Source organism: Marivita cryptomonadis, from assembly GCF_002115725.1.
Lineage (GTDB): Bacteria > Pseudomonadota > Alphaproteobacteria > Rhodobacterales > Rhodobacteraceae > Marivita > Marivita cryptomonadis.
In genome coordinates this window covers 22,591-42,045 of the sequence record NZ_JFKD01000017.1, presented here as the reverse complement: position 1 = coordinate 42,045, position 19,455 = coordinate 22,591, and the positions used below count along the sequence as shown (strand labels likewise).

The window sequence follows — 19,455 nt, the reverse complement described above, 5'->3', positions numbered from 1 at the left end:
GCCTTTTTGCCCACGTTTTATCTTACCATTCGTCACGGGGAGTGACCCAATGACCTGTAAAATCGCCATCATCGGCGCAAGCGGCTATACCGGAGCCGAATTGCTGCGCCTCATCGCCACCCATCCTGATATGGAGATCGCCGCCTTGGCCGCGAACTCCAAGGCGGGTCAGACCATCGCGCAGGTGTTTCCGTTCTTGCGCCACCTTGATCTGCCAAAGCTTGTGACATGGGAAGAGATTGATTTCTCGGGCATTGATCTTTGCTTTTGCGCGCTTCCGCACAAGACCAGCCAAGAGGTAATTTCAAAGCTGCCGACACATCTGAAGATCGTCGACCTTTCTGCCGATTTCCGGCTGCGTGATCCTGCGGCGTATGAAAAATGGTATGGCAACCCACATGCCGCCGTCGAGATGCAGAAAGAGGCGGTCTATGGCCTGACCGAGTTCTATCGTGATGCCATCCGTGATGCACGGTTGGTGGCGGGCACCGGGTGCAACGCGGCCACGGGACAATACATCCTGCGGCCTTTGATTTCGGACAAGGTGATCGGCTTCAAGGACATCATCCTCGACCTGAAATGCGCGGTCTCCGGTGCGGGTCGGTCGCTTAAAGAAAACCTGCTGCATGCCGAAATGTCTGAGGGCACTAACGCTTACGCGGTCGGCGGCACGCATCGGCATCTGGGGGAATTCGATCAGGAATTCAGTGCCTTGGCGGGTGAAGAGGTGCGCGTTCAGTTCACGCCGCACCTGATCCCGGCGAACCGGGGCATCCTTGCCACCTGCTATGTCAGCGGCGATGCACAGGCGGTACATGCAACGCTGGTTAAAGCTTATGCGGGAGAGCCTTTCATCGAAGTGCTGCCGTTTGGCGAAACCCCATCGACCCACGATGTGCGCGGATCGAACTTCTGCCATATCGGTGTGACAGGTGACCGGATCGACGGGCGGGCGATCATCGTTGCCGCGCTCGACAACCTGACCAAGGGCTCATCGGGACAGGCGTTGCAGAACGCGAACCTGATGCTGGGGCTGGACGAAACGGCGGGCCTGATGCTCGCCCCATGCTTCCCCTAAGATTATTTGGGTCGCCTCGAGCGTCTTCGTTTGAAGACACTTAGACCCGTTTGGGTTCGGAAAAACAAAAGCAAACTGCGGCAAATTGATCTGCTGCAGTTTGCGAATGGGTTTTGGGTGTATATATAGTGCCAAAGCCGGTTGGGAGGATGCCATGGCCCTGAAATCGCTGAAAAAACAACGCCGTATTCAGGTGATCGCATTGGCGACGGTCGCTTTGATCCTGTCAACGGCGCTGATCGGCTACGGGATGCGCGATGGCATCAACTTTTTCCGGTCGCCCAGCCAGGTGATCGCAGAGCCGCCGGCACCCAACGAGACCTTCCGCATCGGCGGTCTGGTCACGGAAGGCTCCATAGTCCGCGGTCAGGGCTCGACCGTGTCCTTCAGCGTCACGGATGGTGGTGCGACCGTGCCCGTCACCTATTCGGGTGTGCTGCCGGACCTGTTCACTGAAAACGAAGGTATGGTCGGCACGGGGCGCTATATCAATGGCGTGTTTGAAGCGTCTGAGATTCTGGCCAAACATGACGAAGAATACATGCCCGCCGAAGTGGTGGACGCTTTGAAAGAGCAGGGCATCTACAAAGATCCGAACGCAGGCAGCTAAGCGGGCCTGTTCTTCTTCTTTTTATAAATATGCAAAAAAGCCGGGCGCGCAGCGCCCGGCCTGTCGGATTTTCCAAAGGAAAATTCGAAACAGATTATCCGCGCAGAATAGACCGACCCGCATATTCCGCGGTTTCCGCAAGCATTTCCTCGATGCGGATCAATTGGTTGTATTTGGCCAACCGGTCCGACCGCGCCAGCGATCCGGTTTTGATCTGACCGCAATTGGTCGCCACCGCGAGGTCTGCAATCGTCGCGTCCTCGGTTTCGCCCGAACGGTGCGACATCACGTTGGTGTAGCGCGCGCGGTGGGCCATATCGACCGCCTTGAGCGTTTCGGTCAGGGTGCCGATTTGGTTCACCTTGACCAACATGGAGTTTGCACATCCGCGTGCGATGCCGTCTGCCAGACGGACCGGGTTGGTCACAAACAGGTCGTCTCCCACCAGCTGTACCTTGTCGCCCAGCACTTCGGTCAACATTGCCCAGCCGTCCCAGTCGTCTTCGGACATGCCGTCTTCGATGGACAGGATCGGGTAGTCGTTCACCAGCGCCTGCAGGTAGGCGACGTTCTCGTCCGAGGTCAGTGTCTTGCCTTCGCCCGCATAGACGTAATTGCCGTCTTTGTAATACTCGGTCGCTGCGCAATCGAGGGCGAGCATGATGTCCTCACCCGGCGTGTAGCCTGCTTTTTCGATGGATTTCAGAATGAAATCAAGCGCCTCTCGGGTGGAACCCAGTTCGGGCGCAAAACCACCTTCGTCACCAAGTCCGGTGGACAAGTCTTTTGCCGACAGCTCTTTCTTGAGCGTATGGAACACTTCGGACCCCATGCGCACCGCGTCGCGGATGTTTTCCGCGGCCACCGGCATGATCATGAATTCCTGAATGTCGATCGGGTTGTCGGCATGTTCGCCGCCATTGATGATGTTCATCATCGGTACAGGCAACAAGCGGGCCGAGGTGCCTCCGACATAGCGGAACAGAGGCTGACCTGTGAAATCGGCGGCTGCCTTGGCCACGGCAAGGCTGACACCCAGAATGGCGTTTGCGCCAAGGCGGCCTTTGTTGTCGGTGCCGTCAAGTTCGATCATCGCCATGTCGATGCCGACCTGTTCGGTGGCGTCCAGACCAACGATTTCATCTGCGATTTCACCGTTCACGGCTGCAACCGCTTCGAGCACACCTTTGCCCATGTAGCGGCTCTTGTCGCCATCGCGCTTTTCGACGGCCTCGTAGGCGCCGGTGGACGCGCCCGAAGGTACGGCAGCACGGCCAATGGTGCCGTCTTCCAGTGTGACGTCGACTTCGACGGTTGGGTTGCCCCGGCTGTCGAGGATTTCACGGGCGTGGATGTCGATGATGGTGCTCATTGCGCTTGGTCCTAGTAAAGCTGCATTTGAGCGGCGGTATAACAGGGACGGACGCAAAGTAAACTGCGTCCGATAGCGCTAACGGGAAGGGGCTGCTTGAAGCCGTTCCTGTTCCATCGCCAGTTTGCGCTCACGATAAAGCGCATAAAGCCCCGCGCTCAGAATGATGGCTGCACCGAGGAGCGTCAGGCCATCGGGGCGTTCGCCGAAGATCAGGATGCCAAGGCTCATTGTGAAGATCAGCCTTGTGTAGCGGAAGGGTGACACGATGGCGGCAGGGGCCATGCGCATCGCTTGTGTGACCGCGTAATAGCCAAGCGCGGTGACGATGATCCCGGCCCCCATATGCCACACGGTGATCGCGGTGACATTGGTTGGGGCTTCGGACACAAGGATCAGGCCAAAGCCGATTGGGATGGTGGCGGTAAACCCCCATGTCGCCAAGGAAATCGACGGGATATGTGACGGCGAGAGCCGTGTGATCAGATCGCGCAAGCCCAATCCGCAGACACCCATCACAGCAAAAAGGGCGGCAGGTTCAAACCCGTCGGTTCCCGGTTTGATCACCAGCAGCATCCCGATGATCCCCACGAGGATGGCCAGCCAGCGGCGCAGCCCCACGGGTTCCTTGAGAAAGACCGCTGCACCCAGCGTTACGACCAGTGGTGCCATCTGCATAATCGCTGCGAACAGCGACAGTGGGATCACCCCGATGGACAGAACAAGCCCAAGCCCGCCCATGATCTCGAGCCCGCTTCGAGCCAGCACCCAAGGGTGAAATGCATCGCGGCTTAGCAGGTTTGCGCCTTGCCATCTGGCAATCAGCATAAAGCAGAGTGTGCCCCCGAGGCTGAGGAGAAACATCACGTAGCCTGGGGAAAAAACCTGTGAAGACAGTTTGATGAACACATCGCTGAGCGCGAGAAGCGCCATTGCAAGGATCATCAGGAGGATGGCGCGCATGGTTTGCATGCGGTTCAGCTACGCCTCTTTTCCGCAAGAGGCCAGAGCCCGCCATGCGCGTGTGTCACTTCTTGATAGGCACACCGTAAAGTTCGAGTTTGTGACCCTTCAGCTTGTAGCCGAGTTTGGCCGCGATCTTTTCCTGAAGCGCCTCAATCTCGGGATCGACGAATTCGATGACCTTGCCGGTGTGCAGGTCGATCAGGTGGTCATGGTGGTCCCGCTCGGCGTCTTCATAACGCGCGCGGCCATCGCCGAAATCGACTTTTTCGAGAATCCCCGCCTCTTCAAACAATTTTACCGTCCGGTAAACTGTCGCGATCGAAATGTTCGGATCACGTCCCGATGCACGGGCGTAGAGTTCCTCCACATCCGGATGATCGGTCGAATCCTCAAGCACCTGTGCGATGGTGCGCCGTTGTTCGGTGAGCCGCAGGCCCTGCGCTTCGCAGCGGGAAAGGATGGTTTCGGACATCGCCGGGCCTCTTGTCTTGCTGCGCATTGGTTTACCGAACTGCGCGGATCAATGCCAGAACGGGCGGTCGACTTTTTCACGCTCTGCGGCGGAGGTGCCAGAGATAGGTGGCCAGCGTTGCAACCACAATAGTCCCACCTGTCAGCATGGTTGTCGTGGGGGCTTCGTCGATCACGACCCAGACCCAAAGCGGCCCGAGCACGGTCTCGAGCAGAAGCACAAGGCTGACATTGACCGATGCGGTGTGCCGTGAGGCTTCGGACATCAGGTAAAACGAGGCGGGCAGCACGATAAAGCTGGCGATGGCGATGGCCCATGTGGTTCCGGATGCCATCTCTTGCGGCGAGGTGATCGCCAAGGCGGTCAACCCTGCAAGCAGCGATCCGGTTCCCACTGCGGTTAGCAGCGGCATGTCCGGGTTATGGCGCAACAACGTGAAACTGAGCGCAAGGCTGAGCGCCACGCCAAGGCCGCAGGCCACACCGATCAATGCGGTTGCGCTGAAGGCGATATCGCTTTTGCCGGACATTGCGATCACGATGCCCACGCTGACCACGGCGATGGTGATCCATGTCGCGGTGCCCGTGGGGTGACCGTAAAGCACGCGGGACAGGATCGCAGCCCAAATCGGCACCGTCGCCACCGCGATCAGCACCAAGGCCACGGGGGCCAGCGAAATGGCGGGCGCAAACAGCGACGCATTCGCCCATTGTGCCAGTACCAATGCCATGCCGACGCCAGAGGCCAGCCGGGGAAACAGCCGCAACTGGCCGGTGAGCGAGGCTGCGATCAGGAAAAGCGATCCCATTGCCAGTCCGCGCCACGCCACTAGGGGCGCCGCTTCGAGGCCGGACAGACGGATCAAAAGAGCGTCCGGTGTCAAAATAAGGACACCGAGGCACGCCAGCAAAATGCCTTTCATGGATGTGCGTCAGGTTCAGCTGTAGAGCGGCTGAATCCCCATCTGCATATGCAACGCGTTCACCGTCGGCTGATCCAACTCCATCGCACGCGCCAGCGCGTCAAGGTATTGAGCTTCGGGTTGGGTGTCGAGCCGGATCGCCATCAACGACGCGGAATAGACTTGCGAGCGCAACGGGGCAGGGGTGTCGGCGGCCAACGCATCGACATCTACAGGCGCGGCCAGTTGTTCCTGTACGAAGGCGATGTCGTCGGCGTCAGCATCGTCGCCTACAGTGTCGAGGATCTTGGCGCGTTCGGCCTCGTCGATGCCGCCGTCACACTTTGCCGCTTGAATCATTGCACGCAGCATCAGGGCTGCGGTTTCTTCGGCCTGCGGAGCGGCTGCGCCCGACTTTGCGAATTGGTCAAGCATTCCGCCCATGTTCTTGCCGCCCATTGCGGCCATGCCACCGGCTGCCGCCAAAAGCCCGGCAAGACCAGCACCACCGCCGCCACCAAGTTGAGACAGCAGCCCACCTTTGTCGCCTGCGTCCTGACCGGCAGCCCCGCCGCCCATCATCGAAGACAGGTCAAGCCCGCCGGATTGCATCTTTTCCATCATCCCGGCCAACGGGTTCGATCCACCGGCCCCGCCCATCATCTGGCCCAGCTGCGCCTGAATTTGTGCCATCGGGTTATCGCCGGACACCTGCGCGCCGCCCATCAGCCCGCCAAGGCCTTTGCCCCCCGAAAGCTGATCCACGCCTCGAGCTGTGGCATATCCGATGGCCACTTTGGCCAATGTTCCCATGAGACTCATAATTCCTACTCCCGGCAATCAGGTTGTCTGTGCTGTCTTCAAGATGCCCGATTCGCGAGCGAGATGTGGAAAAACCTTTGTGCTGTGCGGATTTGACTGTGACCTGCAGGCGCGTTTTCCGCTTGACCCAGAGCGCTGGTGGGTGTCCCTGACGCGAATGGAACGCAAGGATGCAATTGATCTGGGCGGCGCGATGGGCCTTGTGGTGTTCGCAACCGTGTTGGCGTTCAACCAAGTGGTCATCAAGGTCACCAATGACGGGTTTGGCCCGGTCTTTGCCGCTGGGTTGCGATCAGGTTTCGCGCTGCTGGTGCTTGCCCTGTGGCTCTGGGTGCGAGGGCGCAAACTGGAAGGGTTGCGGCGCACATTCTGGCCGGGCCTTTTGCTGGGTGGTCTGTTCACCATCGAATTCATTTTCCTGTTCATCGCGTTGGACCTGACCACCGTGTCTCGGGTGTCGATCGTGTTTTATTCGATGCCGGTCTGGTTGGCTCTGATCGCGCATTTCACATTGCCCGGAGAGACCCTGTCTTGGCGCCGCGTCTTGGGATTGGTCTTGGCCATGGCAGGGGTGATCTGGGCCTTGTTTGACCCGCAGTCGCGACAGGCGGGCAGCCTTCTGGGTGATGGGCTGGCTTTGCTGGCGGCCTTTGCATGGGCTGGAATTGCCCTGACGGTGCGGTTGACGAAGGTGTCGGAGCTGACACCCGAAAGCCAGTTGTTCTGGCAATTGTCCGTGTCGGTCGTTGGACTGTTGGCAGTCGCACCGTTGTTCGGAGATCTCTTGCGCGACCCAACGGCGTTGCACATTGCAGGTTTGGGCTTTCAGGCGGTGTTCGTGGCGAGCCTTGGGTTTCTGTTCTGGCTGCGGCTGATGACAATCTACCCCGCGTCGGACATTGCGGCGTTCAGTTTCCTGTCACCGGTTCTGTCGGTGGCCATGGGCTGGATGCTGCTGGACGAGCCGGTGGGGCCGGGCTTCATCGGTGCGATGTGCCTTGTCGCGGTGGGGATTGTGCTGATCAACCGGCGGCGCAAGCCTGCGGCTCAAGTGCCGCAGAACGTGGCTTGAACCACCTCTTCGGGGGCGGGCGGGCTACGCAGATCGTCGACATTGGAATTTGCGGCAAAGGGCGTCGCATATGCAGTCATCAGGCGCGCGAAGGGGGCATCGTCGCCGTTGACTGCCGCGGTGATCATCGCTTCGATTTGGTGATTGCGCGGGATCAGCAGCGGGTTGGCGGCACTCATCCGGCCCAATGGGTCTTCTTCGCTGACGATACGCGCCTGCCATCTGGCCGCCCATGCATCGAAGCCGGTCGGGTCGGTGAACTGATCGCGCGCCGTGCCGTCCACGAGACCGCGGAACGTATTGGTGAAATCCGTCTCGGCGTTCTGCATCAGGGTCAGCAGGTCACCGATCAGCGCGGCATCCTCTGGTGTTGGCTCAGCGATGCCGATCTTCGCGCTGAACTTGCGCAGCCATTCGGCACGGATCATGTCAGGCATGGTGTGGATTTGCGCGGTGAACGGTTCGACTGACGCTTCGGGGTCGGGCATCAGGTGCAACAGAGCGGTGGCAAGCTGCGCCATGTTCCAGACGATGATGTCCGCCTGTGCGGCATAGCTGTAGCGCCCGTACCGGTCTATCGAGGAATAAACGGTTTCCGGGTGGTAGCTGTCCATGAAGGCGCAAGGGCCATAGTCGATGGTTTCGCCTGAAATACTGCAATTATCGGTGTTCATCACGCCGTGGATAAAGCCAAGGCTGAGCCAGTGCGCCACCAAAGCCGCCTGACGGCGCATCACTGCGTTGAGGAAACTGACGGGGTCGGGCGCGTCGGGGTAGTGGCGGGCAACGGCATAGTCAAAGAGGGTTTGCAACGCCTTGGTGTCACCGCGGGCGGCGAATACCTGAAACGTGCCGACACGCAGGTGGCTTTGCGCCACACGGGTCAGGACAGCGCCGGGCAGTGGGCGTTCACGCACCACGACTTCGCCCGTCCGTACTGCGGCCAAGGCGCGGGTTGTCGGCACGCCCAGCGCATGCATCGCCTCGCTCACCACGTATTCGCGGAGTACCGGACCCAGCCACGCGCGACCGTCTCCCATGCGGGAAAACGGCGTGCGGCCTGACCCTTTGAGCTGGATGTCCCGGAGGATGCCGTCGGTGCCGATGGTCTCGCCCAAGAGGACGGCGCGCCCATCGCCAAGCTGCGGATTGTACTGACCGAACTGGTGTCCGGCATACAGCTGCGCCAAGGGCGATGCGCCGTCGGGGATCGCGTTGCCTGCAAACAGCGCTGCGAGGTTTGGATCGTCCAGTCCGTCGATGCCAAGATCGCGGGCAAGCGTTTCGTTGATTGCAATCAGCGTGGGCGCTTTAACCGGTTCCGGTTTCACCCGCGCATAAAAGCTATCGGGCAGGGCGGCATAACTGTTGTCGAAGGGAATGTGCAGGGTCATGTCGTGGATATAGGCAGGCTTGCGTCTCAACGCCAGTGGGTTGCCTTTGTCAAAACAGCCCTAGGGTCAATGCGGAGATAGAAAAAAGGAGTATCCCGCATGGTTGCGTCGGACACATATGGAATGACGCTCAAGGATCGCCCGGAATTCGCGTCCAAGCCAAAGCCTTTGTGCTTCCCGCCGACGGCGAAAGTCTCAGAAGCGGTTGTCGCAATGAGCGAACGGAATTTCGGATCGGTGGTTATCGTTGACGATGATCAGAAAGTGATCGGCATCGCCACGGAACGTGACGTGATGAAAAAGCTGGTGGCAGTGAACAAGGACGCGCAGCAAACGTCTCTGTCGGAGATCATGACTCATGATCCCCGCCTTGCGCGCGAGACCGACGATGTGGTCGACTGGCTGCGCATTATGTCGAACGAACGCTTCCGCCGTCTGCCGGTTGTTGATGACGAAGGACGCATTCAGGTGATCTTCACCCAAGGCGATTTCGTTAGCTACACATGGCCTGACCTGATCTATCAGGCCAAGGAATTGGCCAAGGCCAGCGTCGGGCGCAACTATCCGATCTGGCTGATCGGCGGCGGGATCATGCTGTATTCACTGCTGATGATCATCGTGGTTTCGTCTATCGGCTGAGGATCACAGCTCGCGTGACATGTAAGCATAGCCTTCTCGGGTGGCGAATTTGCAGCGCTGGTAAAACCGTTTCAGCGTATCGTCGTTCTGGTCGGCCTCAAGGTGCAGGGCCTTGATGCCACCCTCCTTGAGCGCCTTGGACAACCCATTGAGCGCGTCCGAGCCCATACCGCGTTTACGCACCGCACTGCGGACAAATAATTCATCCACGATGGCATCCATGCCACCATACTCGACCGACCAGCCGAACGAGACAACGACATAGCCCACAGGTGCACGGCGTGGGCCGATCAGCCAGATCGCGCCGTGGGGACTACCTTCGAGAAGCGGCAGAATGGCGTCGTGCTGATGCTCGAGGGAGGTGTTGAAACCCTGATGTTCATGAAAGGCCGAAACCAGTGGCAGTAGCTTGGGCAAATCCTCTGGAGAGGCCAGGTGCAAGGATTTCATAGCCGTCCCAGACGTTCGGTGAGCAGGGCAAAAAAGCCGTCGGCGTTGATGTCGCCCATGAAGGTTGCATTTGGCGCGCGATCGGTGACGCCCCACCAATCGGCGACTGTCATGCCCAGCGTCAGGTCAGACCCGGTTTCGATCTCAACATTGATGTGACGACCGGTGAACAGATCGGGCTGGATCAGGTAGGCGGTCACGCATGGGTCGTGCAACGGCGCGCCTGTACTGCCGTACTTTTCCTTGTCGAACCGTTCAAAAAAATCCGTCATCTCGGCAACGGCGATGCCGACGGGCGTGCCCAGCGCGCGGAAAGCTGCGTTGCGGTCGGCCGTGACCAGAGCCTTGTGGGTGACATCCAGAGGCATCACAGTGATTGGTGCACCGCAGGCAAAGACGGCCTTGGCCGCTTCGGGGTCGACATAGATGTTGAACTCGGCAGCTGGGGTGATGTTACCCACTTCGAAATAAGCCCCACCCATCAGCACGATTTCCTGAATACGATCCGCGATATCTGGTGCGCGTTTCAGCGCGACGGCAATGTTGGTCAGCGGCCCCAGTGGGCAGAGCGTGACCGTGCCTTCTTCCTCGGCGCGGAGGGTTTCGATGATGAAATCAACTGCGTGCTGGTCCTGCAAAGGCATGGTCGGATCTGGCAGGGTCGGGCCGTCCAGACCTGTCTTGCCGTGCACATGCTCTGCGGTGACCAGCTTGCGCGCTATAGGCGCGTCGCAGCCCGCAAAAACCAGGGTCTCGGGCTTTCCCGCCAGTTCGCAGACGATGCGGGCGTTCTTCTCTGTGAGAGGCAGGGGCACGTTTCCGGCCACGGCGGTGATGCCCAGAATCTCCAGATCGTCAGGAGAGGCGAGGGCCAGCAGGATCGCAACTGCGTCGTCCTGACCGGGGTCTGTGTCGATGATGATTTTGCGGGGGGACATCCGGGACTCCTTGCTTGCGGCGGTGGTGACATGCAGGGGGTCCGGGATCAAGCGTGTTGATGCGCACGAGCGGGGCTTTGCCCGTTCTTTCGGCAACGTGATTGCAGCGCGTTCTGGGGGTGTTAGACTGAAGTTCATTATTGCGAAATCAGTTTACATCTGCCTCGTTAGCGCTAACAAGGCGCTGAGCGAAGCAGAATCGGAAGGATCGGGCTATGGTATCCCGCGTTATTCCCGTCGACCCGTTTGACCTTGTGATCTTTGGCGGCACCGGAGATCTGGCACGACGCAAAATCCTGCCCGGCCTGTTCCGGCGCTTCTGCGCAGGGCAAATGCCCGAAGGATCACAGATTATCGGTGCGGCCCGGTCCGAGATGACAACGGATGAGTACCGCCAAATGGTGTCTGATGCGGTGGCTGAATTCGGCGGTGGCCTGACCTGCGAAGCAGGGACGCTGGATGCATTCCTCAACGCGGTGTCCTATGTGACGACAGATGCCAAGGGCGATGGCGGCTGGGTCGAGCTGAATGGCAAGATGCGCGATGACACTGTGCGTGCGTTCTATTTCTCGGTTGGGCCATCGCTGTTCGGTGATCTGGCCGAACGTTTGCACCGCTTCGGGATGGCGACGCCCGAGAGCAGGATCGTGGTGGAAAAGCCGTTTGGCCATGACCTTGAAACAGCGCGTGCGCTGAACGCCACGCTGGCGCAGCATTTTCACGAAACCCAGATTTACCGTATCGACCATTACCTTGGTAAGGAAACGGTACAAAACCTGATGGCTGTCCGGTTCGGCAACATGCTGTTCGAGCCGCTATGGAATGCCCAATATGTCGATCACATTCAGATCACCGTGGCCGAGACCGTGGGGGTCGGTGGGCGTGGCGGCTATTACGACAAGTCCGGCGCAATGCGGGACATGGTGCAGAACCACCTGATGCAGCTTTTGTGTCTGATCGCGATGGAACCTCCCGCCAAGTTCGACCCGGATGCCGTGCGGGACGAAAAGCTCAAGGTGATCCGGGCGCTTGAACCTGTGGATTGGCACCACATTGTGCGGGGCCAATATGGTGCTGACAAAAACGGGCCAAGCTACCGGGACGATGTGGAGGACCCCAAGTCGCGCACTGAAAGTTTTATCGCGATGAAGTGCCATATCTCGAACTGGCGCTGGGCTGGCACTCCGTTCTATCTGCGCACCGGCAAACGGCTTAAGGCGCGGGCGTCGGAAATCGCGGTTGTGTTCAAGGACGCACCGCATTCGATCTTTGGTGCGGATGCTGGACGGCACCGCAATGTGCTGGCGATCCGTTTGCAGCCGAACGAAGGCATGACGCTCGACGTGACGATCAAGGAACCGGGGCCGGGGGGCATGCGCCTTTTGGACGTACCACTCGACATGAGTTTTGCCGAAGCGCTGGGCCCGGATGCCGAGGAAGCGCCCGACGCCTACGAGCGCCTGATCATGGACGTGATCCGGGGCAATCAAACGCTGTTCATGCGCGGCGACGAGGTCGAGGCGGCATGGGCGTGGACCGACCCCTTGATCGAAGGCTGGCAAGCGCGCAACGATGTGCCAAAGACATACGACCCCGGAAGCTCTGGCCCCGAAGATGCGTTGATGCTGATGCACCGGGACGGGCGCAAATGGCGCGAGGTAAAGGCATGAGTTACGACTTTCAGACCTACCCAGATCGGGAATTATTGGCGATGGATCTGGCCAATAAGCTGGCGGGTGATTTGCGCACAATCCTGACCCATGAAGAGCGGGTTGTGCTGGCGGTGCCGGGCGGCACCTCACCGGGGCCGGTCTTTGACGACCTCTGCGCCGCCGATCTCGACTGGAGCCGCGTCGACGTGATGCTCACCGATGAACGTTGGGTGCCCGAAGACAGCGATCGCTCCAACACGCGCCTGCTGCGCGAGCGGTTGTTGGTTGATCGTGCGGAAGCAGCGCGTTTGCTGCCGCTCTATGTGCCCGCGCATGAACCCGAAGAGGTGTTGGCCGAACTCGAATCGCAGATCGCGCACGAATTGCCATTGGCAGTGGTTCTGTTGGGCATGGGAACCGACATGCACACCGCCTCGATTTTTCCGGGGGCTGACCAGTTGGACAAGGCGCTTGATCCACATGCGCCGATCCTTGTGGCCATGCGGGCACCGGGCGCACCCGAGCCGCGCATCACGCTCAGTGCGCGGGTGCTGAATGAAGCGATGCGCAAACATGTGCTGATCTTCGGGCAGGACAAGCGCGATGCGCTTGAGGCTGCGCGCGGTAAACTGCCGGAAGACGCGCCGATTAATGCGGTTCTAGATGGTGCAACGGTTCATTGGGCGGAGTGACAGCAATGTGGGATGATCTCAAAGCAGCAGCAGATGCGGGTCGGGACCAATCGATTCTTGGCATGTTCGAGGCGGATGCAGACCGCGCCGACGCGTTCAGCGTGACCGCGTTGGATCTGCTTTTCGACTATTCCAAAACCCAAATTGACGCGAACACGCGCGATGTGCTGCTCCGTCTCGCGCAAGCGGCGGACATCGAAGCGCGCCGCGATGCGATGTTTGCGGGGGCCAAGATCAACGAGACCGAAGGCCGAGCGGTGCTGCACACTGCGCTGCGCAATCTGGATGGCGATCCGGTGATGGTCGATGGTCAGGATGTGATGCCCGACGTTCTGGACACGCTGACGCGGATGGAAACCGTCGCGACCGAGGTCCGCGGCTCTGGCATCACCGATGTGGTCAACATCGGCATAGGCGGATCCGACCTTGGGCCTGCAATGGCGTATCTTGCGCTCGCGCCCTATTGCGACGGGCCGCGCTGTCATTTCGTGTCGAATGTCGATGCCGCCGACATCGCCGACACGTTGCGTGGCTGCGACCCGGAAAAGACGCTGTTCATCGTCGCCTCCAAAACCTTTACCACGATCGAGACCATGACCAACGCCCGCACAGCCCGTGCGTGGTTGCAGGATCACGGTGTCTCGACCGATGGTCGTTTCATCGCGCTTTCGTCCAATGCTGCAGCCGCAAGCGAATGGGGCATCCCGTCCGAACGCGTGTTGGGGTTCGAGGACTGGGTCGGTGGGCGCTATTCCATGTGGGGGCCGATTGGCCTTTCCCTGATGGTCGCCATTGGGCCGGACGGTTTCAAAGCCTTCTTGCGCGGCGGTCAGGCGATGGACCTTCATTTCCGCTCTGCCGCTCTGCCCGAGAATCTGCCGGTGCTGCTGGCGTTGGTCGGCATCTGGCACAATCAGGGTCTGGGCCACGCCACCCGCGCGGTGTTGCCCTACGACAACCGACTGTCGCGCCTGCCAGCTTATCTGCAACAGCTCGAGATGGAGAGTAATGGCAAATCGGTGGCGATGGACGGCACGAGTTTGACGGTCAATTCCGGCCCGGTGGTCTGGGGTGAACCCGGCACCAACGGCCAGCATGCGTTCTACCAGCTGATCCATCAGGGCACGCGGGTGGTTCCGTGTGAATTCATGGTTGCTGCCGAAGGGCACGAACCCGACCTGCGCCACCACCACGAATTGCTCATCGCCAATTGTCTGGCGCAATCCGAAGCGCTGATGCGTGGCCGGTCACTGGACGAGGCACGGGCCATCATGGCCAAGAAAGGCCTGACCGGAGACGAGCTTGAACGGCAGGCGCGGCATCGGGTGTTCCCGGGCAACCGGCCCTCGACGACGCTGATGATGCCGAAACTGACGCCCGAAGTGCTGGGCCAGATCATCGCGCTTTATGAACACCGTGTGTTTGTCGAAGGGGTGATCCTTGGCATCAACTCTTTCGACCAATGGGGTGTCGAGCTGGGCAAGGAACTGGCCACATCGCTGGGGCCATTGGTAAGCGGCGACGCACCGGCGGATGGCAAGGACGGCAGTACGCAAGCACTTCTCGGGTACGTGAAACGCTATTCTTAAGGCGGGTAAGACGGTTTGAAACGCGCTTGATCAAGGCGCGTCGACGCGCCTTGCGACGCCATCGATCTTGTGGAACCGTTCCCGCACTGGTGCCGGGATCGGCATCCGCCCGCTGCCATCGGGCTGCAACAGCACAATCACACAGTCAAAGGTCGCACGCACTGTTCCTCCCGACCAGATTTCCTGCCGAAGCGTGAAACTGGTGGTGCGGTACTCTACGGTCCGGGTGACGACGACATAGGTTTCGTCCGCACGCATTTCCTGCAGCCAATCGATCTCACCGCGGCGGATGACAATGCGCGGCTCGACTTCGGCTTTGTCATACGTCGACAGACCCACATGCTTGAAATAAGTTACCCGCGCGCCTTCGAACCAGATCAGATAGGCCACGTTGTTCACGTGGTTGAGCGGATCAAGCTCGGCAAAGCGCACACGGTCGGCCAAGGCCAGTGGCCACGGGTCTTGCAAGCCAAAGGCGCGTTGCTGGTCCGGGTCAAGCGGGGTCAGGAAAGGAATGTCTGTCATAGCTGCGCTGTGTCAATCGGCACGGGGAATGTCAAACCCCGTTGGCGCGAGTGTGAACCCTTCAAACTGAAACGCCGGGCTGACGGTGCACCCCACAAGCGTCCAATCGCCCGTGGTGCGCGCGGCCTGCCAATGGTGCGGGGGCACAAGGATCTGCGGCGACTGGCCATTGAACAAGTCCGGCCCAAGGACATGATCTTTCGCTGGTCCTTTATCGGTCTCTGACAGTGACAGGATCAGCGGCGCACCGGCATAGTGGTGCCAGATCTCGGTGGCATCTACCTTGTGCCAATGGCTGTGCTCGCCCGCGCTCAGCAGGAAGTAAATGCAGGTGCCCGAAGGCCGACCAGCCTCGTCCGCGATCCATGTCTGGCGGTAATGCCCGCCTTCGGGATGCGGGCTTAGTTCCAGATGGCGGATGATCTCCTGTGCTGATTTTGCTGCCAGATCAGTCTGTTTCACATCGCGTCTCCTGCATCGTACGCCGCGTTTCGAGTTGGTTAACCACAGCTTTGCAGTCTTTGCGCGAGGGAGCAATCAGGGGCAACGCATGGACGGGCAGAACCACAAGGTGCGGACCATCGCACAAGAGATCGTGGCCCGCGAGGGTGGCTATGTGAATGACCCCGATGATCCCGGTGGCGCGACGAAACATGGCGTGACGATACATACGATGCGCAGGCTTGGGATCGACCTGACGGGGGATGGGCAGGTCACGCAAGCCGATGTTCGGCAACTTACCCAAGAGCAGGCGGTCCAGATTTTCATTGATCATTACTTTGTGCATCCGCGCATTTCGGAGCTGCCCGAGCCGCTACATGCAACTGTTTTCGACATGTATGTGAACGCTGGTGCGAACGCGGTTAAGATCCTGCAGCGTCTGTTGGGCAAGATGGGCTACGCGGTGCGGGGCGATGGGGTGATTGGCCCCAAGACCATTGCCGCCACAGCGAGGGCTCATGCCAGCGCACCTGACCACATCATCGATGCCTACGGGATCGAACGGCGTAATTATTATTTCGATCTGGCCGACCGCCGCCCCGCCAGCCGCAAATACGCGCGCAGCCGGGCAGGCGGGAAGGGGGGGTGGATCACGCGGGCCGAGGCCTTCATTGCCCCTCGGTATCACCTCTCATCGGCTTCGTTTCAACAAAGGGTTTCGGCATGGGATTGATCGAACAGGTGTTTTCTCTGGTCTTCGGATCCGGGCGCAACGTGGTGCGAGACACGGTCGAAGTCTTCCGCCCGAATGCCGAAGCACAATCGCGGCGCGACCACGACCAGTATAGTGCATCTCTCCAGCAGTTTGCGGCAGAGTTCTACGCGCCACAGCGCGGCTGGTTCGACCGGTTGATGGACGCGCTCAACCGTGTTCCGCGCCCGGCGATGGCCTTGGGCACTTTGGGGTTGTTCGTATCGGCGATGGTGGACCCGGATTGGTTTTCCGCCCGCATGGTCGGGCTCGCGCTGGTGCCAGAACCGCTCTGGTGGCTGCTGGGGGCGATTGTCAGCTTCTATTTTGGAGCACGGCATCAAGCCAAAGGGCAGGAATTCCAGCGCGAGCTTGTCGAGCATATGGCGCGACCCGCACCTGATCGACCCTCGCGGCCGGAAACCGGAACGCCGACGCAGGAGCCACAACCTGACGCCAACGCAGCGCTTGAGGACTGGATGCGACAACGCCCCTGAGGGTGTCCTGGCGCGTCGACGCGTCTGAAGGTTTCCACGCTTGAAACCCGCTTGCGACAATGTGAACACTCCGAAGTTGCGAAACACATTGGCGGTGAACTCCGTGGGGCCTATACTCTGCCCCATGGTTACAGAACTCGGTCACTTCGCCCTCATCCTCGCGTTTCTTGTCGCGATCGTGCAATCCATCGTTCCGCTGGTCGGGGCGCATAAACGTTGGCCGGGCTGGATGGCTGTGGCCGAACCGGCTGCGACGGTGCAATTCCTGCTGACAGCCTTTGCCTTTGCGGCGCTGACTTATGCGTTCGTGACTTCGGATTTCTCATTGCGGCTTGTCTGGCTCAACAGCCATTCGGCCAAACCGATGATCTACAAAATCAGCGGTGTCTGGGGCAACCACGAGGGGTCGATGCTTCTCTGGGTGCTGATCCTGACGCTTTTCGGCGCGATGGCGGCATGGTTTGGCAAAGGTTTGCCGCCAACCCTGCGCGCCCGTGTTCTTGCTGTGCAATCGGCTGTGGCTGTTGCGTTTTTCGCTTTCATCATCTTCACATCCAACCCGTTCCTGCGCCTTGTTGTGCCGCCCTTCGATGGGCAGGACCTCAACCCGTTGCTTCAGGACCCGGGCTTGGCCTTTCACCCACCGTTTCTCTATCTCGGCTATGTGGGCCTGAGCATCTGCTTCAGCTTTGCCGTCGCTGCCCTGATCGAAGGTCGCGTCGATGCCGCATGGGGCCGTTGGGTGCGCCCGTGGACACTGGCCGCATGGGTCTTTCTGACCATCGGGATCGCGCTTGGGTCATGGTGGGCTTACTATGAACTTGGCTGGGGCGGCTTCTGGTTCTGGGATCCGGTTGAAAACGCATCTTTCATGCCATGGCTGCTGGCCGCCGCGCTGCTGCATTCGGCCATCGTGGTGGAAAAGCGCGAGGCGCTCAAAAGCTGGACCATTCTGCTTGCGATCCTTGCCTTTGGGTTCTCGCTGATCGGTACGTTCATTGTCCGGTCGGGCCTGCTCACCTCGGTTCATGCGTTCGCAAATGACCCCGAACGCGGCGTGTTCATTCTAATGATCATGGTGTTCTTCACCGGTGGTGCGCTCACGCTTTATGCGTTCCGCGCCACCGCAATGGAGGCAAAGGGTGTGTTTGGCGTGGCCAGCCGTGAAAGCGCGTTGGTGGCAAACAACGTGATTCTGGCCGTAAGCTGCTTTGTTGTCTTTGTCGGCACCATGTGGCCCGTTGTGGCCGAGATGTTCTTTGACACCAAGCTCAGCGTTGGCGCGCCGTTCTTCAACATGGCGTTCACCCCGTTCATGGTGGTTCTTGGCCTTCTCTTGCCGCTTGGGTCGATGCTCAGCTGGAAGCGGGCTAAGGTGGATCGTGCGATCAAACAACTTGTGCCCGGGTTTATCCTGAGTGTCCTGCTTCTTGGTCTTTTCTGGACCATGCAAACCGGCACCAGCCTGCTTGGCCCCGTTGGTGTCTTCCTTGCCGCTTGGGTGATCTCTGGGGCTGTGGTTGATCTGATCAACCGCACCGGCCAGACACGTGACCTGTCCCGTCTGCTGCGCTTGCCGCGCTCTGACTGGGGCAAGGCGACTGCACATATCGGGTTCGGCATCACAATGGTTGGCATCGCAGGGCTGATGGCATGGCAGGAAGAGGACATTCGCGTCGCGCAGATCGGCGAGCCGTTCCAGGTCGGCGATTTCGAACTGGAACTGACAGCCGTGAATCAAGTGCGCGGGCCGAACTACTTCTCCACCATGGGTGATGTGATCGTCCGCAGCGATGGTGAACAGATCGCCTTCCTCAACCCGGAAAAGCGCAACTATCCCGTGGCCCAGATGCCCACGACCGAGGCCGCCATCGACTACCGCTTTTTGCGGGACATCTATGTGGTGATCGGCGATCCGCAGGATAATGGCGGCTGGGTGATGCGCACCTATGTGAAACCGCTTGCCAACTGGATTTGGGCGGGTGCATTGCTCATGTCGCTCGGAGGCGTCCTGTCCCTCACAGATCGTCGCTACCGCGTTGCGGCAGGGGCGCGGCGTCAGGCGACACCGCAGGGGGTTCCGGCGGAATGACACGTCTGCGGAACTTGCTGCGGCTTCTGGTCGTGGTCCTGTGCCTTGCGGTAGCGATGCCTATGGCGTCACCCGCATTCGCTGTCCAACCGGACGAAGTGCTGGATGATCCAGCGCTGGAAAACCGTGCGCGTGAGCTGTCCAAAGGCCTGCGTTGTGTGGTGTGCCAAAACGAAAGCATCGACGAATCCAACGCCGACCTTGCGCGCGAACTGCGTCTCGTGGTGCGCGAACGGTTGGTGGTTGGCGATAGTGATGAGCAGGTGCTTGACTACCTTGTCGCGCGTTATGGCGAATTCGTGCTGCTCAAGCCCCGGACCGATGGCTGGAACATGATCCTCTGGCTTTCTGGCCCGGCGCTGTTCCTGCTAGCCCTTGGGGTCGGTGTGGTCTATGTTCGGGGCCGTGCGTCCGCCGCAGCACCAACCGAAGTCGGGTTGTCCGATGATGAGGCGGCGCGGCTCAAGGAAATCCTCAAGAATTCGTGACGCCGCGTTGGGCT

Annotated in this window: 21 protein-coding genes; 11 read left to right on the top strand and 10 right to left on the bottom strand. The window is 59.9% G+C overall.

From position 1 onward, the window contains the following. Positions 1-49: 49 nt before the first annotated feature. Together argC and ccmE are read left to right on the top strand one after the other, a co-directional pair. On the top strand, positions 50-1,078 hold the full coding sequence (gene argC / locus MCRY_RS17300) for an N-acetyl-gamma-glutamyl-phosphate reductase (RefSeq protein ID WP_085632175.1): 1,029 nt from the start codon (positions 50-52) through the stop codon (positions 1,076-1,078). Between the two features lie 160 nt (positions 1,079-1,238). Then, positions 1,239-1,688 carry a cytochrome c maturation protein CcmE gene (gene ccmE, locus MCRY_RS17295; protein WP_085632279.1) on the top strand — a complete coding sequence of 150 codons (450 nt, stop codon included), beginning with the start codon at positions 1,239-1,241 and terminating at the stop codon, positions 1,686-1,688. Positions 1,689-1,782: 94 nt separating this feature from the next. Here the strand turns inward: ccmE and eno are convergent, their stop codons facing one another. The 5 genes from eno to MCRY_RS17270 form a co-directional block, all read right to left on the bottom strand. Then, positions 1,783-3,060, bottom strand: a complete 1,278-nt coding sequence (gene eno / locus MCRY_RS17290; RefSeq protein WP_085632173.1) for a phosphopyruvate hydratase — start codon at positions 3,058-3,060, stop codon at positions 1,783-1,785. 78 nt (positions 3,061-3,138) lie between these two features. After that, positions 3,139-4,032: a DMT family transporter gene (locus tag MCRY_RS17285; protein ID WP_085632171.1), complete on the bottom strand. Its 894-nt coding sequence runs from the start codon at positions 4,030-4,032 to the stop codon at positions 3,139-3,141. A gap of 55 nt (positions 4,033-4,087) precedes the next feature. Then, positions 4,088-4,498 carry a Fur family transcriptional regulator gene (locus MCRY_RS17280; RefSeq protein ID WP_085632169.1) on the bottom strand — a complete coding sequence of 137 codons (411 nt, stop codon included), beginning with the start codon at positions 4,496-4,498 and terminating at the stop codon, positions 4,088-4,090. 76 nt (positions 4,499-4,574) lie between these two features. Continuing rightward, a complete protein-coding gene (locus MCRY_RS17275) occupies positions 4,575-5,420 on the bottom strand; it encodes a DMT family transporter (protein ID WP_085632167.1) in 846 nt (281 codons plus the stop codon). Between the two features lie 15 nt (positions 5,421-5,435). After that, positions 5,436-6,221, bottom strand: a complete 786-nt coding sequence (locus MCRY_RS17270) for a DUF533 domain-containing protein (RefSeq protein ID WP_085632165.1) — start codon at positions 6,219-6,221, stop codon at positions 5,436-5,438. Positions 6,222-6,363: 142 nt separating this feature from the next. On the opposite strand from MCRY_RS17270, the gene MCRY_RS17265 reads away from it, so the two are divergent. Then, entirely contained in the window at positions 6,364-7,293 is a 930-nt protein-coding gene (locus MCRY_RS17265; protein WP_338087194.1) for a DMT family transporter, read from the top strand. On the opposite strand, the gene MCRY_RS17260 is transcribed toward MCRY_RS17265, so the two are convergent. Then, on the bottom strand, positions 7,269-8,687 hold the full coding sequence (locus tag MCRY_RS17260) for a protein adenylyltransferase SelO (protein WP_085632163.1): 1,419 nt from the start codon (positions 8,685-8,687) through the stop codon (positions 7,269-7,271). The two genes, MCRY_RS17265 and MCRY_RS17260, sit on opposite strands and share 25 nt — an antisense overlap. Positions 8,688-8,786: 99 nt before the next feature. Between MCRY_RS17260 and MCRY_RS17255 the strand changes: the two genes are divergently transcribed. Continuing rightward, positions 8,787-9,326, top strand: coding sequence for a CBS domain-containing protein (locus tag MCRY_RS17255; RefSeq protein ID WP_085632161.1), 540 nt, complete (start codon positions 8,787-8,789; stop codon positions 9,324-9,326). Positions 9,327-9,329: 3 nt separating this feature from the next. Here the strand turns inward: MCRY_RS17255 and MCRY_RS17250 are convergent, their stop codons facing one another. Together MCRY_RS17250 and MCRY_RS17245 are read right to left on the bottom strand one after the other, a co-directional pair. Continuing rightward, positions 9,330-9,776: a GNAT family N-acetyltransferase gene (locus MCRY_RS17250; protein WP_085632159.1), complete on the bottom strand. Its 447-nt coding sequence runs from the start codon at positions 9,774-9,776 to the stop codon at positions 9,330-9,332. Beyond that, positions 9,773-10,714: a nucleoside hydrolase gene (locus tag MCRY_RS17245; RefSeq protein WP_085632157.1), complete on the bottom strand. Its 942-nt coding sequence runs from the start codon at positions 10,712-10,714 to the stop codon at positions 9,773-9,775. Before MCRY_RS17245 ends, MCRY_RS17250 begins: the two co-directional genes overlap by 4 nt. A 215-nt stretch (positions 10,715-10,929) precedes the next feature. Here MCRY_RS17245 and zwf point away from each other — a divergent pair, with 215 nt between their 5' ends. Genes zwf through pgi form a run of 3 tightly spaced genes read left to right on the top strand, consistent with a single transcriptional unit; the run spans position 10,930 to position 14,647 of the window. After that, positions 10,930-12,384, top strand: coding sequence for a glucose-6-phosphate dehydrogenase (gene zwf, locus MCRY_RS17240; RefSeq protein WP_085632155.1), 1,455 nt, complete (start codon positions 10,930-10,932; stop codon positions 12,382-12,384). Next, positions 12,381-13,058, top strand: coding sequence for a 6-phosphogluconolactonase (gene pgl / locus MCRY_RS17235; RefSeq protein WP_085632153.1), 678 nt, complete (start codon positions 12,381-12,383; stop codon positions 13,056-13,058). The genes zwf and pgl overlap by 4 nt, the downstream gene beginning before the upstream one ends. Before the next feature lie 5 nt (positions 13,059-13,063). Further along, positions 13,064-14,647, top strand: coding sequence for a glucose-6-phosphate isomerase (gene pgi, locus MCRY_RS17230; RefSeq protein ID WP_085632151.1), 1,584 nt, complete (start codon positions 13,064-13,066; stop codon positions 14,645-14,647). A gap of 30 nt (positions 14,648-14,677) precedes the next feature. Here pgi and MCRY_RS17225 read toward each other — a convergent pair whose 3' ends face one another. Beyond that, positions 14,678-15,172: an acyl-CoA thioesterase gene (locus MCRY_RS17225; RefSeq protein WP_085632149.1), complete on the bottom strand. Its 495-nt coding sequence runs from the start codon at positions 15,170-15,172 to the stop codon at positions 14,678-14,680. 12 nt (positions 15,173-15,184) lie between these two features. Continuing rightward, complete coding sequence (locus MCRY_RS17220) at positions 15,185-15,634, bottom strand: cupin domain-containing protein (protein ID WP_244897925.1); 450 nt, start codon at positions 15,632-15,634, stop codon at positions 15,185-15,187. Between the two features lie 88 nt (positions 15,635-15,722). On the opposite strand from MCRY_RS17220, the gene MCRY_RS17215 reads away from it, so the two are divergent. The 4 genes from MCRY_RS17215 (at position 15,723) to MCRY_RS17200 (ending at position 19,441) form a co-directional block, all read left to right on the top strand. Then, a complete protein-coding gene (locus MCRY_RS17215; RefSeq protein ID WP_085632147.1) occupies positions 15,723-16,346 on the top strand; it encodes a holin-associated N-acetylmuramidase in 624 nt (207 codons plus the stop codon). Then, complete coding sequence (locus MCRY_RS17210; protein ID WP_085632145.1) at positions 16,337-16,861, top strand: holin family protein; 525 nt, start codon at positions 16,337-16,339, stop codon at positions 16,859-16,861. The genes MCRY_RS17215 and MCRY_RS17210 overlap by 10 nt, the downstream gene beginning before the upstream one ends. A gap of 124 nt (positions 16,862-16,985) precedes the next feature. Then, on the top strand, positions 16,986-18,953 hold the full coding sequence (locus MCRY_RS17205; RefSeq protein ID WP_085632143.1) for a heme lyase CcmF/NrfE family subunit: 1,968 nt from the start codon (positions 16,986-16,988) through the stop codon (positions 18,951-18,953). Beyond that, positions 18,950-19,441: a cytochrome c-type biogenesis protein gene (locus MCRY_RS17200; protein WP_171046091.1), complete on the top strand. Its 492-nt coding sequence runs from the start codon at positions 18,950-18,952 to the stop codon at positions 19,439-19,441. The genes MCRY_RS17205 and MCRY_RS17200 overlap by 4 nt, the downstream gene beginning before the upstream one ends. The last annotated feature ends 14 nt before the right edge of the window (positions 19,442-19,455 follow it).